Genomic DNA, 12,420 nt, shown 5'->3' with positions numbered 1-12,420 from the left:
TGCATGCCTATCGACGAATGAACGAGACTTTCAGCGAATCAGAACGAAACGCCGTCTACCGCGCGATCGCGCAACGACGCGACATGCGCCACTTCGTGAGCGATCCCGTCGCGCCGCAGATCATGCAGCGGCTCATCGATGCCGCATTGCACGCGCCGAGCGTCGGCTTCATGCAGCCGTGGCGGATCGTGCGGATCACGTGCGCGCAGGTTCGCGAGCAGCTGCATGCAGCGGTGGAACGCGAGCGGCTTCTCACCGCCGACGCGCTCGGCGAGCGCCGCGATGCGTTCATGCAGCTGAAGGTGGAAGGCATGCGCGAATGCGCGGAATTGCTCGTGATGGCGCTGATGGACGGCCGCGAGCACCACGTGTTCGGTCGCCGCACGTTGCCCGAGATGGACCTTGCGTCGGTGGCCTGCGCGATTCAGAACATGTGGCTCGCGGCGCGCGCCGAGGGTATCGGCATGGGATGGGTATCGCTGTTCGACCCGCGAGAAATTGCCGAATTGCTCGCGATGCCGGCAGGGGCGCGGCCGGTGGCGATCCTGTGCATTGGCCACGTCGACCGCTTCTACGACGCGCCGATGCTCGAAACGGAAGGCTGGGCGAAGCGGCGGCCGCCGGAGGAATGCGTCTTCGAGAACCGGTGGCCGCGCGAGTGAGAATCAGCAGGACGTGGGTTTGAGCCGCTCGACTTCCAGTCCGAACACCGGACGCAGCCGCGTGCCGAGCACGTTGCCGAAGAACGCGGCCACGAGCCACAGCCAGCCGTGCAGGCTGCCCGACACGATGCCGCTGAAATACGCGCCGATGTTACAGCCATAGGCGAGCCGCGCGCCGTAACCGAGCAGCAGCCCGCCGACGATGGCGGCGATCAGCGAGCGCATCGGCACGCGCCAGATCGGCGCATAGCGTCCGGCGAGCGCGGCGGCGAGCATCGCGCCGAGCACGATGCCGATGTCCATCACCGAGGTCACGTCGTGCGAGATGGGCGCGGCGAGCGTCGCGGCGTTGGCCTTGCTCATCCAGTAGGGCCAGCTTGCGACGTCGACGCCCATCGCGGAAGCCGCCTTCGCGCCCCACAACGCGAACGCCGACGTGACGCCCCACGGCCGTCCGGACAACGCGAGCGTCGCAAAGTTGAGCACGGCGAGCGCGAGCGCGCCTGCCAGCAACGGCCACGGCCCATGCAGCCACGGCGACGTATGCGCGGGCTGCACGTGCGCCGCGACGAGCCTTCCGTGCCGGCGCTTCTCGATGAACACGGTCAATGCCGCGATCAACGCGAACAGAATCCAGTTGAAGGCGAGCGCGGGCGCGAGACCCATCGACTTGACGAGCGATATCGGTGGAAGCGAAGGGAGTGCGGTCCAGAACGGCATGTGCGCGGTCGCGATCACCGATCCGGCGATGAACGCGAGGAGCGTCACGATCATGCGCGTGCTGCCGCCGCCGACGGTATAGAGCGTGCCGGACGCGCAGCCGCCGCCCAGTTGCATCCCGATGCCGAAGATGAACGCGCCGACGACCACCGACGTGCCTGCGGGCGATACGAGCCCGGTCACCGGCATGCCGAACAGCGTGCCTGCGGCGAGCGCGGGGAAGAACAGCGCGACGCCGACAGCGAGCATGACCATTTGCGCGCGAAGACCGGCGCCGCGGCCATCGGCGATGAAGACGCGCCACGCGGAAGTGAAGCCGAACGCCGCGTGGTAAAGCACAGGTCGGACATGACTTTCTGGGTTTTGTAGAGGGTTAACCCGGTATTGTGCGGGTTTTGGGGGAGGCGCGCTGGCGCACGGGCTGAAGTGCTTTTCTGGAAGCATTGCGTGTTCCGCGGGCGAGCATTGAGCCGGTTGCGGCACCGTCAATGAGACCTTCGCTCATGCCACCCATTGCAACTCGCGCTTTTGCGTTCACGCCGGGCAAGCGAAAGAACAAAGCGGGATTGAATCAAAAAGGGATCATTGCCTGTCGGAACCGGGCAGCCGGCGTTGATTCACCGCTTCCCCCCTTCCACCGCCTTCGCATACCCCGTCAGCTCCAGATACCCTCTCCCCCTCCGCCCGGCGCTCTGCGCTTCGCCCGTCACCGTCACCGCGCCCTCCCAATACACCGCGCCCGTCGATTCGCGCGAATCCAGCTCCTGATCGTCGATCAGCGGAGCCAGACGCCAGCGCATCCCGCCGACGCGCACCGTCATCGCCACCGGATACTCCGTGTTCGTGCGCGGCGATCGCCACTGGCGCTCCGGCGTGAATTCCACATCGCCGGGGCCGTATTGCGTCGTGCGGCCATCGCTGCCGCGCAGCGCAGCGTGTGACCAGACCGCCCGGCCATCGCGGGAGCGGACCTTGAAGGCCATTAGCGCGGCGCCATCGTCCAGATTCGCGCCGAGCCAGTCCCAGCCCGATGCGTCCGCCGAAAGCAGCGTGCTCGACCACTCGTGATCGAGCCACGCGCTGCCCTTCACGTCGACGGTCTCGCCCTTCCCCGACGACGACGGCCGCGTCACCCGGCCGCTCACCTGCAATTGCGGCTCGCTGTAGTAATAGCTCGCCTGCTGCGGCTGCGGACCCTTGCGTGAATAGCCGCTCTCACCCTGGATCATCGGCGGCTGCGTCGGCGTAAAGACGAGATGCAGCGCGAAACCCGCGGCATCGGCGTCGGCGTCGACGGCATAACGGCCATCCGGATCGCGAACCATGCGCCACGCATCGAGCTTCACATCGGTATTGCCCGCGTTCGCATAGGCCAGCCCGAAGCCCTGCCGCGCGATGTTCTGATCGTGCACGAGCCGTCCATACGCCGGATCGGACAACGCCGCGTGCGCGACGATCAGTTGCGCCGGATCGAACGCGCCGTCGCCCCCGCCCTTTCCGGTGCTCGACCGAAAAAACGTGATCTGAAAACCCAGCGGCTTGTGGTCCGGTGTCTCCAGCCAGCCGGTCGCGTACCACCATTCCGTGCGATACGGCGGATGCGCGCCGCTGTCCTGCGGCCAATCGATCGCTCGCCCAGGCACGACCGCCGCGAACTGCGGTTCGGCCGCGAGCGCGGCAGTCGATAGGAGCGCGATGAGCATCGTCGATAAAGCGCGCATCACCAGTCCTCCCGCACAGCGCGAACCGCATCGACCGAAACCGCGCGCCGCCCGGCCAGCACCGCCGTCGTACACGAGGACACCAGCATCACGCAGCCGATGATGAGCAGCATCGTCCACGGCACGTGCAGCGACATCGTCCAATGGAAGGATTGCGGATTCACGACGAACACGAGAATCAGGCTGATCGCGAAGCCGAGCACGCAGCCCACCGCGATGCCGAGCACCGTGAGCAGGCCGCCTTCGGAGGCGAGCAGCGCGAGAATCTGCTTTTTCGTCACGCCGACATGCCGCAGCATGCCGAACTCCCGCGAGCGCGCGAGCGTCTGCACCGAAAACGTCGCGGCCACGCCGAACAGGCCGATGACGATCGCCACCGCCTCGAGCAGATACGTGACCGCAAAGCTGCGATCGAAAATGGTCAGCGTGCGCGCGCGGATATCGCCGGGCTGCGAGAACTCGAGCGCATCGCCGAACGGGAGCTTCTGCAGCGCCGCGATGACCTGTCCCGCCGACGCGCCCTTGCGCAGGGTGATGCCCGCATCGGTCGCGCCCATGTCGCCGGTCAGCCGCCGATAGTCCGCGAGACGAATCTGCAGCGCACCGGTCTGCCGCACATAGTCGCGCCAGATGCCCGCGACGACGAAGCGCTCGCTCTCGCCGCCGACCGGCAGCGTCAGCCGTTGCCCGGTGCGGTAGCCGTACAGGTCCGCCATTGCCTCGGACGCCCAGACCGGCGTTTCATCGGTGCGCCACGATTCGGGCGGCAGCGTCGCGCCGGTCATCTGAAGCATCGCGCCCGGATCGGACTCGTTGATCTCGCGGGCGATCAGCGCGACCGGCGGTTTCGATGCATCGAGCGTGACCTGCGATGCCCGCGAGAACGCCGCATGCGCCACGCCGTTGGTCGCCGCGATCTGCGCCTGCTGGTCCGGCGTGAGGCCGCCCGTGTCGCCGCTCGACACCACGCGCGCGTAGACATCGGCGGAAAGGAGATGCTCCAGCCAGTCCACGACCGACACGCGAAAGCTCGCCACCATGATCGCCATCGCGACGATCAGCGTGAAACTCGACAGCACGCCGCCCATTGCAATCGACGCCTGCCCCGGCGCGTTCGCGAGCCGCGCGAGCGCAAGCGTCGCGACCGCGCTGCGCTTGCGCTTCGCGCGCAGCCACCCATGCGTGATGCTCGCCGTGCCGAAGACGATGGCGGTCAGGCGCGGCATCAGCGCGATCCCGCCGATCAACAACAGTGCGACAGCCGCATAGCCGGCGAAGGGCGCATCGTCGATGGGCGGCGCCTGCGTCAGCGCCGCGCCGAGCGCAAGACAGAACAGCGCGGGCCACGGCGTCGACAGCGGCGAGAGCGCGGCTTCCTCGCTGCCCGCCTTCAACGCCGGCGCGGGCCGTGCGCGAGCCGCTTCGAGCGCCGGAACGAGCGTGCCGGCGAGCGCCACGCCGATGCCGAGCGCGAGGAAAACCGCCGTCGAGACCGGCTCGAAGTGAACGCGCGGCTGGACGCCGGGGAAGTATCCGCCGCCCAGATCGCTGCCGAAGAAGCGCAGCGCGATGCCCGCGACCGTGAACCCCAGCGCGATGCCGAGCACCGCGCCCGCGACGCCCAGCAACGCACCTTCCGTCATAATCTGCCGAACCAGATGCCCGCGCGTCATGCCGAGCACGCGCAGCATCGCGAATTGAGCGCGGCGTCGCACCACGCCCGCGGCCTGCGTCGAAAAGACGAGGAACGCGCCCGTGAACAACGCGACGAGCGCCAGCACGTTCATATTGATGCGATACGCCCGCGACAGCCTGTCGGTGCGGCTTTCGATATCCCGCGTCTGCCCGACGACGATGCGCGCGCCGAGTTCGTCCTGCAACGCGCGCTGAAACGCTTCGCGATCGACCCCGCGCGCCAGTTGCAGGTCGATGCGCGTCAGCCGGCCCTGCATGCCGAAGCGCGACTGCACGGCGGCGATGTCCATCACGCCGATGCGCTGCCCCGGCAACGCCCGCACGACGCCGCCCGCCACGCGCAGCGGCACCGGCGACGTGCCGCTTTGCAAATCGACCTGCAGGCCCACGCCGGTATGCAGCCATTGCTGCGCGGCGGTCGAAAGAAAGATCGCATCGTCCGATAAGACGTCGAGCGGCGCTTGCGGCGACGGCACGCCGGTCAGATCGGGCGCGATGCGTTTCGCGCGGAACACGTCGATGCCGAGGACTTTCAGCGGCGCGCTCTGCTTCGGCACGGCGACATCGACTTCGAGCACGGGACTCGCCATCGCGACGCCGGGGCGCATCGCGAGTATCGGGTAGAGACGTTCGTCGATGTATGGCTGCACGCCGCGCACCTGCAAGTCCGCCTGACCGGAAAGGCTGCGGGCGGCGGCGGAGAATTCGTTGAACGCGGCGCTGTTGATGAGTTGCACCGCATAGCCGAGCCCGACGCCCAGGGCGATCGTGAGAATGGCGACGAGCGCGCGTCCGCGATGACTGCGCCATTGCGCGCCGAGCAGCCAGCGGGACAGCAGGCGATGAGCGGCCGGGCGCGCCGTCATCGTGCACGCGCTTCGTTGAACGCCGAAAGCGATGCGGCCTCGTGCAGGGCGCCGTCGGCGAGAACCAGCACGCGGTCGGCGAAGGCTGCCGCCGCTTCCGAGTGCGTGACCATGATCGCGGCGGCGCCGGTCGCTCGCGTTTCCGTTCGCAGCAAGCCGAGGATTTCGTGCGCAGTTTGCGGATCCAGATTGCCGGTGGGTTCATCGGCGAGGATCAGGCGCGGCCGATGCACCAGCGCCCGCGCGATCGCCACGCGCTGCAGTTCGCCGCCCGAAAGCTGGCGCGGAAGATCGTCCTGACGATTGAAGAGGCCGACTGCCGCGAGCATGCCGTGCGCCGGCGCGATGGGCATGCCATTGAGGAGGAGCGGCACGGCGACGTTCTGCACGAGCGTCAGATGCGGCAGCACGTGAAACGCCTGAAACACGAAGCCGAGCTTTTCGCGGCGTGTGCGGGTGGCGGCTTCGTCGCTCAAGGCGGAGATTGATACGCCGTCGATGAGGATTTCGCCGCTGTCCGGCGCGTCGAGTCCCGCGATGAGATTCAGCAGCGTGGACTTGCCGACGCCCGAGTCGCCCATGATCGCGATGAATTCGCTCGATCCGAGCGTGAAGTCCAGTCCCGCGAGAATGGTTCTGCCAGAACCGAAAGTTTTATGAAGGCGGCGGCATTCCAGTGCTGGGCGGGTCATAGGCAGGCGCGTTCCGGTGTTCTCGGGTGTTGCCTATTATGCCTAGGTGTTTCGTAGGATGTGAACGCGCCTTTGCGCCCTTTGAAGCGCCGCAGCGCGCTTTTAGTGAGGATGCCGTTTGAATCAGCTCCAGTCGTCCATATCGTGCCTGATGCTGTGGCGGTTCGCGATCAGCGTCTCCACGCTCGGCTCGTTGTTCATCGCGCGCTGGATGGCGAGCTTCGTCGCTTCGTAGTTGGTGCGATACATGTCTTTCTTGTCGAGATTGGCGTCGGTCACGCAGCGCGGATCGATCCACACGAGGCTGATGATGCATAGCTCGTTGGCGTGCTCCTTCGGCAGGATGCCTTCGATCAGGCAATCGACGACGGCATCGGCGGTGGCCGACTGAACCACGCCGCCGAATAGCTCGATGGTCGGCATGTCCTTCAGCGTGACCTTCGGGACGATCATCGTCGCGGGCCGGACCATTTGATTGCATGCGCGGATCGCGAACATCGCGGTATGCCCTTTCGACTGCGCCATCATGTTCGCGAACGCATGACCGACGGGGCCGTCGACACGGCCAATCAGGATTTCCGGCATGGCGTCGGTGGCCTGGCCGGGCGCGGCGAAAACGGTGGCTTCGCCCGCGCGGAAGGTGAGGTCTTGAGGCATGAGGCGGCTCCTTGGGTCGTCGGTTATGCGAAGTGGAGAGGGGATGCAAGGAGGGTGCCATGGGCTCAGGCACTCCGCCACCACGCGCTTTTCGCAGTCGACGACCCGCCGGCGTGACACTTTGTTCAACGCGTCGTCGCCAAACAAGTGAGCATTTCTGACTCAAAGTGTCTCCGCTATTGCGATTCGCTTTCTTCCATCGTCCAATGCCGCCTTACATCCGCGCAATTCGGAGGCGTTTTGCGCGCAGATCGATCAGCATCACTCAGAAAAGAACGAGACGAGAACGATGAAGCCGGCACGCGCGCTACTCGGCGAAAGCGGCCATCCGCTTCGACCGTTGCTTTGAACTGGCGATGCAGCGGTTTCCCGAGTGGTATCCGAAGCATCGGCCGCGCATCGAAGGCGCGATCGGCAGTTGATGCCGCCGCGCATCGACGCGATACAGAAGACCGTGATGCAGGCGCGCGAGGGGCTGGGCATCGGTCTTGCGGCCTTGTGCGCCGTTGCCGATATCGACGGCAATCCGGACGATGCGACTGCGTCGAATGCGCTGCGCGATCGCCGCGCAATCGTCCAGCAGGCGTTTCAGCAAGTGGACCTGCTCTCGCTCCAGGCGCGCGGCTTCGAAGCGGAGATCGTCAATCTGCTGTCTCGCACCGATCAACTGATGAACGTGACCCTGCCCGCCGCGTTGGCGGCACACCAGGCCACGAAGCACACTTTCCGATGACACGACGCGCAAGAACCATCGCCGCATTCGATTTCGACGGCACCATCACCACCGGCGACAGCCTGAAGGCGTTCGTGCTGCACACAGCGGGCGTCGCGCGATTCATGACGGCGGGCGTGCTTGCCGGGCCGCAATTGCTTGGCATGGCTATCGGCGCATGCGACCGTGGCGTCGCGAAGGCCGCGTTTCTACGTCATGCCTTGCGCGGCCTGTCACACGTCGAACTGGCCGATGCCGCGCGTTCGTTCTGTGCGTCGCGCCTTATCGCGATGATCCGCCCGGAGATGATCGAGCGCATCGACGCGCATCGGGCGCTCGGGCACGAAGTCGTGCTCGTCAGTGCGTCGCCGTCGTTGTATTTGCAGATATGGGCATCGGAGAAGGCGGGCATCGGTACAGTTCTTTGCACGCAACTCGAACTCGGCGACCACGGCTTCACGGGCCGTTTCATAGGCGGCAATTGCTGGGGTCCCGAGAAAGTGGCGCGCCTTAAGGGCTGGTGGCGCGACGATCCTCCTGCGAAGCTCTTCGCTTACGGCGATAGCCGGGGCGACAAGGAAATGGCCGAACTGGCCGATGTCGCGTGGATTCGTGGAACCGGCCCGCTTCCGCCTCTCGCCGCCTGATCCTCACGCCGCCGCAAACCGCACCGCCACCACCACGCCCCTCCCCGAAGGCTCGCTTGCCGAAATCGCGATCTCCCCGCGATGCGCCTGCACGATCTCACGCGCAATCGCAAGCCCGAGCCCCGTCCCCTCGGTATCCGCCGATGCGCGATAGAACGGTTCGAACACGCGGCTGCGCGCTTCCGCCGGTATGCCCGGCCCGTCGTCGGTAACGGCGAGCGTCACGCGCTCGCCGTCGCGCGCCACCGCGACGGTCAAGTGCCCGCCCGATTGCGTATAGCGCACGGCGTTTTCCGTCACGTTGAACACGAGCGCCGCAAGCAATCCCTCATGACCGATGATCCACGCCGCATCGCCCAGTTCCGCGCCGAGATCGATGCCGCGCTTCTCGGCAACCAGCGCGAGGTCCTCGACCACCTCTTTCGCGATGCCCGACAGGTCCGCTTTCTGCGTCGCCAGTTGCGTGTAATCCGCCGCTTCGGCTTGCGCGAGCAGCAGCAGCTTGTTGGTCAGGCCGACCATCGAGCGCGTGCTGCGCTGCATCGCCGCGAGCGCTTCGCTCAGCGACGGCTCGAGCGCACGATGCTGCCGCGCATATTGCACCTGCGTCTCCAGCACGGTCAGCGGCGTGCGCAACTGATGCGCCGCATCCGCGATGAAGCGCCGCTGCGCCGCCACCTGCACGCCGAGCCGCGCAATGCACTGATTGATCGCATCGACGATAGGCCGCAACTCCGCATGCAGGCGCTCGACGCGCAGCGGTTCGAGCTGCATCGGATCGCGATCCATCACCTCTTCCTTGATCTTCAGGAGCGGACGCAGTTCGAAGGTCAGGCCGATGCATGCCAGCGCCACCGCGAGCAAGACGATCTCGATCTGCCGCACGAGCTGCCCGCGCCAAAGCTGGCGCACCATCGCATCGCGCGATGCCTGCGTCTTGCCGACCGACACGAGCACCTGGCGTATCGATCCGTTGTCGTACATGCGGCGCACGTAGCCGATCACGCGGATCGACGCGCCGTGCAAAGCCGCGTCGTAGTAAATGGGGGTATCGTGCGTCGCGGCTTCGGCGGCAGCACGGTTCGACGGGAAGTCGGGCAGGCCCGCGAGCAGGCGGCCATCGTCGACGCTCACGTTGTAGTAGACCTGATCGCCATGAGGCGATGCGAACACTTCGAGCGCCGCTGGCGGTATGTCGACGCGCAACATGCCGTCCGACCACTCGACTTCGCCCGCGATCATCCGCGCCGACGCGAGCAGCGTGTTCTCCTGCAAGAGGTCGGCCGTGTGGCGCGCGTTGTCGTATGCGGCCTTGCCCGTCACGAACACATACAACGCGAGCGGCACGAGCAGCCACCACAAAAGGCGAACGCGCAGGCTATTGGTCATCGTCCTTCTTTCGAAGCAGATAGCCGAGCCCGCGCAAGGTCACGATCGCGGCGGAACTGCCATCGAGTTTCTTGCGCAGCCGCGACACGTAAATTTCGAGCGCGTCCTCGCTCGGCTGATCCTCGTGCGTGAAAATGGCGTCCAGTAGCGACGCCTTCGACACCGTCTTGCCGAGCCGCAGCACCAGCGCCTCGAGCACGCTGCGCTCACGCGGCGTCACGTTGAGGGGCGCGCCCTTGAGCGCGAACTGGCGCGTGTCCATATCGAAGACCAGATCGCCGCACGACACTTCGTTCGCCGTCGCGGCGCTGCGCCGGCGAATCATCACCTTCACGCGTGCAATCAGTTCGCGGACCTCGAACGGCTTGACGAGGTAATCGTCCGCGCCCGCGCCGAGCAGTTCCACTTTTTCGTCGATGGAACCGCTCGCCGTGAGGATCATCACCGGTGTCGCGTCGCCGCGCTGCCGCATGCGGCGCAGAACGTTCTTGCCCGACAGCCGCGGCAGGTTGAGATCGAGCAGGACGACATCGTAGTGATTGGCGCGCAGCAGTTGATCGGCCGCTTCGCCGTCTTGCACCGCGTCGAGCGTGAACGCCTCCTGTTCCAGCATCTTGGCGAGCCAGAGTGAAAGCGTCGGGTTGTCTTCGATCAGGAGCAGCTTCATGCCGCGCGATTGTAGGGCGTCTCGCGAATGCGCGATGCATCGGGTTAACACCCATGTTCCGGCATCCGCTCAGAAAGCTGGCAGAAGGTTTGGCATTCCTATAATCGCCGCACACATTCGAAAAGCGGGCCGCGCACGACGGCCCATCTCAAGGAGACTCCTGATGCGTACTCTGCGCCAGATCACTGCTTTATCCGGTGTCGCTTTCGCGCTCGCCGCCGCTTCCGTATCCGCCCACGCGGAAAAGTTATCGATCATGGTCGGCGGCGCGACCAAGATCATCTATCTGCCCGCGAAGCTGACCGAGCAGCTCGGCTACTTCAAGGACGAAGGGCTCGACGTTGAAATCCTCTCGCAGCCCGCAGGCGTCGATGCCGAGAACGAATTGCTCGCCGGCGCGGTGCAAGGTGTGGTCGGCTTCTACGATCACACCATCGACCTGCAGAGCAAGGGTAAGGAAGTGCAGGCGCTCGTCGTGTTCGGTCAGGTGCCGGGCGAAGTGGAAGTGGTGTCGACCAAGGCATCATCGACGATCAAGAGCATGGCCGATGTCAAAGGCAAGACGCTCGGCGTGACGGGCCTCGGTTCATCGACGAGCTTCCTCACGCAATACCTGGCGCAGCGCGCGGGCGTGACGTCGAAGGAATACACGCTGCTGCCGGTCGGCGCGGACAACAGCTTCATCGCGGCGATCAAGCAGGAGCGCATCGACGCGGGCATGACCACGGAGCCGACGGTGTCGCAACTGCTCAAGACCGGCGACGCGAAGGTGCTGGTCGACATGCGGACCATCGAAGGCACGCGCGCCGCGCTCGGCGGCACTTACCCGGCGTCGAGCTTCTACGTGCAGCGCGCGTGGGCCGAATCGCACAAGGCCGAGGCCGCCAAATTGTCGCGCGCCTTCGTGAAGACGCTGAACTTCATCGCGACGCACAGCGCCGAGCAGATCGCCGAGAAGATGCCGAAGGATTACTACGCGAAGAACAAGGAACTCTACGTAGGCGCGCTGAAGGCCTCGCTGCCGATGTTCACGAAGGACGGCAAGATGCCCGCCGATGGCCCGGATACCGTGCTGAAAGTGCTGTCGGCGTTCAATCCTTCGGTGAAGGGCAAGCATATCGATCTGGCGCGCACGTATTCGAACGAGTACGTGTCGGGCGCGGCGATGGCGTCGGCATCGAAATGAGGCCGGCGATGAACACGACACGACAACCCGCGATCGAACTTCGCAACGTCTCTTGCCGCTTCATCTCGCCCGATGGCCGCGCGACCGTCGCGCTGCGCGACTTCAGCATGTCGGTGGCGAAGGGCGAGTTCGTCGCGATCGTCGGCCCGACGGGATGCGGCAAGTCCACGACGCTCGGCATGATCACGGGCCTGCTCAAGCCGACCACCGGCGAAGTGCGCGTGATGGGCGCGCCCGTCGATGGCATCGATCCGCGCATCGGCTTCGTGTTTCAGGCGGATGCCGTGTTTCCGTGGCGCTCGGTGCTCGACAACGTCGCCGCCGGGCCGCTGTACCGGGGCCGTTCAAAGTCCGCCGCCTATGATGAAGCCAACGAGTGGCTGCGCCGCGTTGGCCTCGACAAATTCGGCAAGCACTATCCGCATCAATTGTCGGGCGGCATGAGAAAGCGCGTGGCGCTCGCGCAGACGTTCATCAATAAGCCCGAAATCCTGCTGATGGACGAGCCGTTCTCCGCGCTCGACATGCAGACGCGCACGCTCATGCAGGACGAACTGCTGGAGCTCTGGTCGGCGAACGCGGGATCGGTCGTATTCGTCACGCACGATCTCGAAGAAGCCATTGCGCTTGCTGACCGCGTCTTCGTGCTGACCGCGCGGCCCGCGACGCTCAAGAAGGTCTACGAGATCGACTTGCCGCGTCCGCGCATTACGTCGGAGATTCGGTATCACCCGCGCTTTATCGAAATCTCACGCGATATCTGGCACGACTTGCGCGAAGAAGTGCAAATCGGCTGAACCTTGTCC

11 protein-coding genes and 1 pseudogene are annotated in these 12,420 nt (G+C 65.6%); 5 read left to right on the top strand and 7 right to left on the bottom strand.

What is annotated here, in order from left to right; genetic code table 11:
* Positions 1 to 17: 17 nt before the first annotated feature.
* Positions 18 to 662 carry a 5,6-dimethylbenzimidazole synthase gene (bluB, locus tag AB6804_RS19185; RefSeq protein ID WP_370887781.1) on the top strand — a complete coding sequence of 215 codons (645 nt, stop codon included), beginning with the start codon at positions 18 to 20 and terminating at the stop codon, positions 660 to 662.
* Positions 663 to 665: 3 nt separating this feature from the next.
* Here the strand turns inward: bluB and AB6804_RS19180 are convergent.
* The 5 genes and pseudogenes from AB6804_RS19180 to fae all read right to left on the bottom strand — a co-directional run.
* Positions 666 to 1,718 (bottom strand): annotated as a pseudogene (locus AB6804_RS19180) (YeeE/YedE family protein); the annotation flags it as partial.
* A gap of 281 nt (positions 1,719 to 1,999) precedes the next feature.
* Positions 2,000 to 3,103 (bottom strand): lipocalin-like domain-containing protein, encoded by a 1,104-nt coding sequence (locus tag AB6804_RS19175; RefSeq protein ID WP_370887780.1) that lies wholly within the window; start codon positions 3,101 to 3,103, stop codon positions 2,000 to 2,002.
* Positions 3,103 to 5,664: an FtsX-like permease family protein gene (locus tag AB6804_RS19170; RefSeq protein ID WP_370887779.1), complete on the bottom strand. Its 2,562-nt coding sequence runs from the start codon at positions 5,662 to 5,664 to the stop codon at positions 3,103 to 3,105. The genes AB6804_RS19175 and AB6804_RS19170 overlap by 1 nt, the downstream gene beginning before the upstream one ends.
* Positions 5,661 to 6,356, bottom strand: a complete 696-nt coding sequence (locus AB6804_RS19165) for an ABC transporter ATP-binding protein (RefSeq protein ID WP_035960054.1) — start codon at positions 6,354 to 6,356, stop codon at positions 5,661 to 5,663. Before AB6804_RS19165 ends, AB6804_RS19170 begins: the two co-directional genes overlap by 4 nt.
* A gap of 123 nt (positions 6,357 to 6,479) precedes the next feature.
* On the bottom strand, positions 6,480 to 7,013 hold the full coding sequence (fae, locus tag AB6804_RS19160) for a formaldehyde-activating enzyme (RefSeq protein WP_370887778.1): 534 nt from the start codon (positions 7,011 to 7,013) through the stop codon (positions 6,480 to 6,482).
* 373 nt (positions 7,014 to 7,386) lie between these two features.
* Here fae and AB6804_RS19155 point away from each other — a divergent pair, with 373 nt between their 5' ends.
* A complete protein-coding gene (locus AB6804_RS19155) occupies positions 7,387 to 7,746 on the top strand; it encodes a hypothetical protein (protein WP_370887777.1) in 360 nt (119 codons plus the stop codon).
* Positions 7,743 to 8,372 (top strand): HAD family hydrolase, encoded by a 630-nt coding sequence (locus AB6804_RS19150; protein ID WP_370887776.1) that lies wholly within the window; start codon positions 7,743 to 7,745, stop codon positions 8,370 to 8,372. Before AB6804_RS19155 ends, AB6804_RS19150 begins: the two co-directional genes overlap by 4 nt.
* Positions 8,373 to 8,375: 3 nt before the next feature.
* Here the strand turns inward: AB6804_RS19150 and AB6804_RS19145 are convergent, their stop codons facing one another.
* On the bottom strand, positions 8,376 to 9,761 hold the full coding sequence (locus AB6804_RS19145) for a sensor histidine kinase (RefSeq protein ID WP_370887775.1): 1,386 nt from the start codon (positions 9,759 to 9,761) through the stop codon (positions 8,376 to 8,378).
* Positions 9,751 to 10,428, bottom strand: a complete 678-nt coding sequence (locus AB6804_RS19140; RefSeq protein ID WP_370887774.1) for a response regulator — start codon at positions 10,426 to 10,428, stop codon at positions 9,751 to 9,753. The genes AB6804_RS19145 and AB6804_RS19140 overlap by 11 nt, the downstream gene beginning before the upstream one ends.
* 163 nt (positions 10,429 to 10,591) lie before the next feature.
* On the opposite strand from AB6804_RS19140, the gene AB6804_RS19135 reads away from it, so the two are divergent.
* Together AB6804_RS19135 and AB6804_RS19130 are read left to right on the top strand one after the other, a co-directional pair.
* Positions 10,592 to 11,614, top strand: a complete 1,023-nt coding sequence (locus tag AB6804_RS19135; RefSeq protein ID WP_370887773.1) for an ABC transporter substrate-binding protein — start codon at positions 10,592 to 10,594, stop codon at positions 11,612 to 11,614.
* An 8-nt stretch (positions 11,615 to 11,622) separates the two neighbouring features.
* Positions 11,623 to 12,411 carry an ABC transporter ATP-binding protein gene (locus AB6804_RS19130; RefSeq protein WP_244796513.1) on the top strand — a complete coding sequence of 263 codons (789 nt, stop codon included), beginning with the start codon at positions 11,623 to 11,625 and terminating at the stop codon, positions 12,409 to 12,411.
* The last annotated feature ends 9 nt before the right edge of the window (positions 12,412 to 12,420 follow it).

It is taken from the genome of Caballeronia sp. RCC_10 (assembly GCF_041360715.1).
In the GTDB taxonomy this organism is placed as follows: Bacteria; Pseudomonadota; Gammaproteobacteria; order Burkholderiales; family Burkholderiaceae; genus Caballeronia; species Caballeronia grimmiae.
Note: the sequence above shows the minus strand (reverse complement) of the source record. Positions and strands in the feature narration are given on the sequence as shown.

Excerpts from the sequence above, each read along its gene's own strand:
- bluB (WP_370887781.1), top strand. The coding sequence starts at position 18 with ATGAACGAGACTTTCAGCGAATCAGAACGAAACGCCGTCTACCGCGCG.
- AB6804_RS19175 (WP_370887780.1), bottom strand. The coding sequence starts at position 3,103 with ATGCGCGCTTTATCGACGATGCTCATCGCGCTCCTATCGACTGCCGCG.
- AB6804_RS19170 (WP_370887779.1), bottom strand. The coding sequence starts at position 5,664 with ATGACGGCGCGCCCGGCCGCTCATCGCCTGCTGTCCCGCTGGCTGCTC.
- AB6804_RS19165 (WP_035960054.1), bottom strand. The coding sequence starts at position 6,356 with ATGACCCGCCCAGCACTGGAATGCCGCCGCCTTCATAAAACTTTCGGT.
- fae (WP_370887778.1), bottom strand. The coding sequence starts at position 7,013 with ATGCCTCAAGACCTCACCTTCCGCGCGGGCGAAGCCACCGTTTTCGCC.
- AB6804_RS19150 (WP_370887776.1), top strand. The coding sequence starts at position 7,743 with ATGACACGACGCGCAAGAACCATCGCCGCATTCGATTTCGACGGCACC.
- AB6804_RS19145 (WP_370887775.1), bottom strand. The coding sequence starts at position 9,761 with ATGACCAATAGCCTGCGCGTTCGCCTTTTGTGGTGGCTGCTCGTGCCG.
- AB6804_RS19140 (WP_370887774.1), bottom strand. The coding sequence starts at position 10,428 with ATGAAGCTGCTCCTGATCGAAGACAACCCGACGCTTTCACTCTGGCTC.
- AB6804_RS19135 (WP_370887773.1), top strand. The coding sequence starts at position 10,592 with ATGCGTACTCTGCGCCAGATCACTGCTTTATCCGGTGTCGCTTTCGCG.
- AB6804_RS19130 (WP_244796513.1), top strand. The coding sequence starts at position 11,623 with ATGAACACGACACGACAACCCGCGATCGAACTTCGCAACGTCTCTTGC.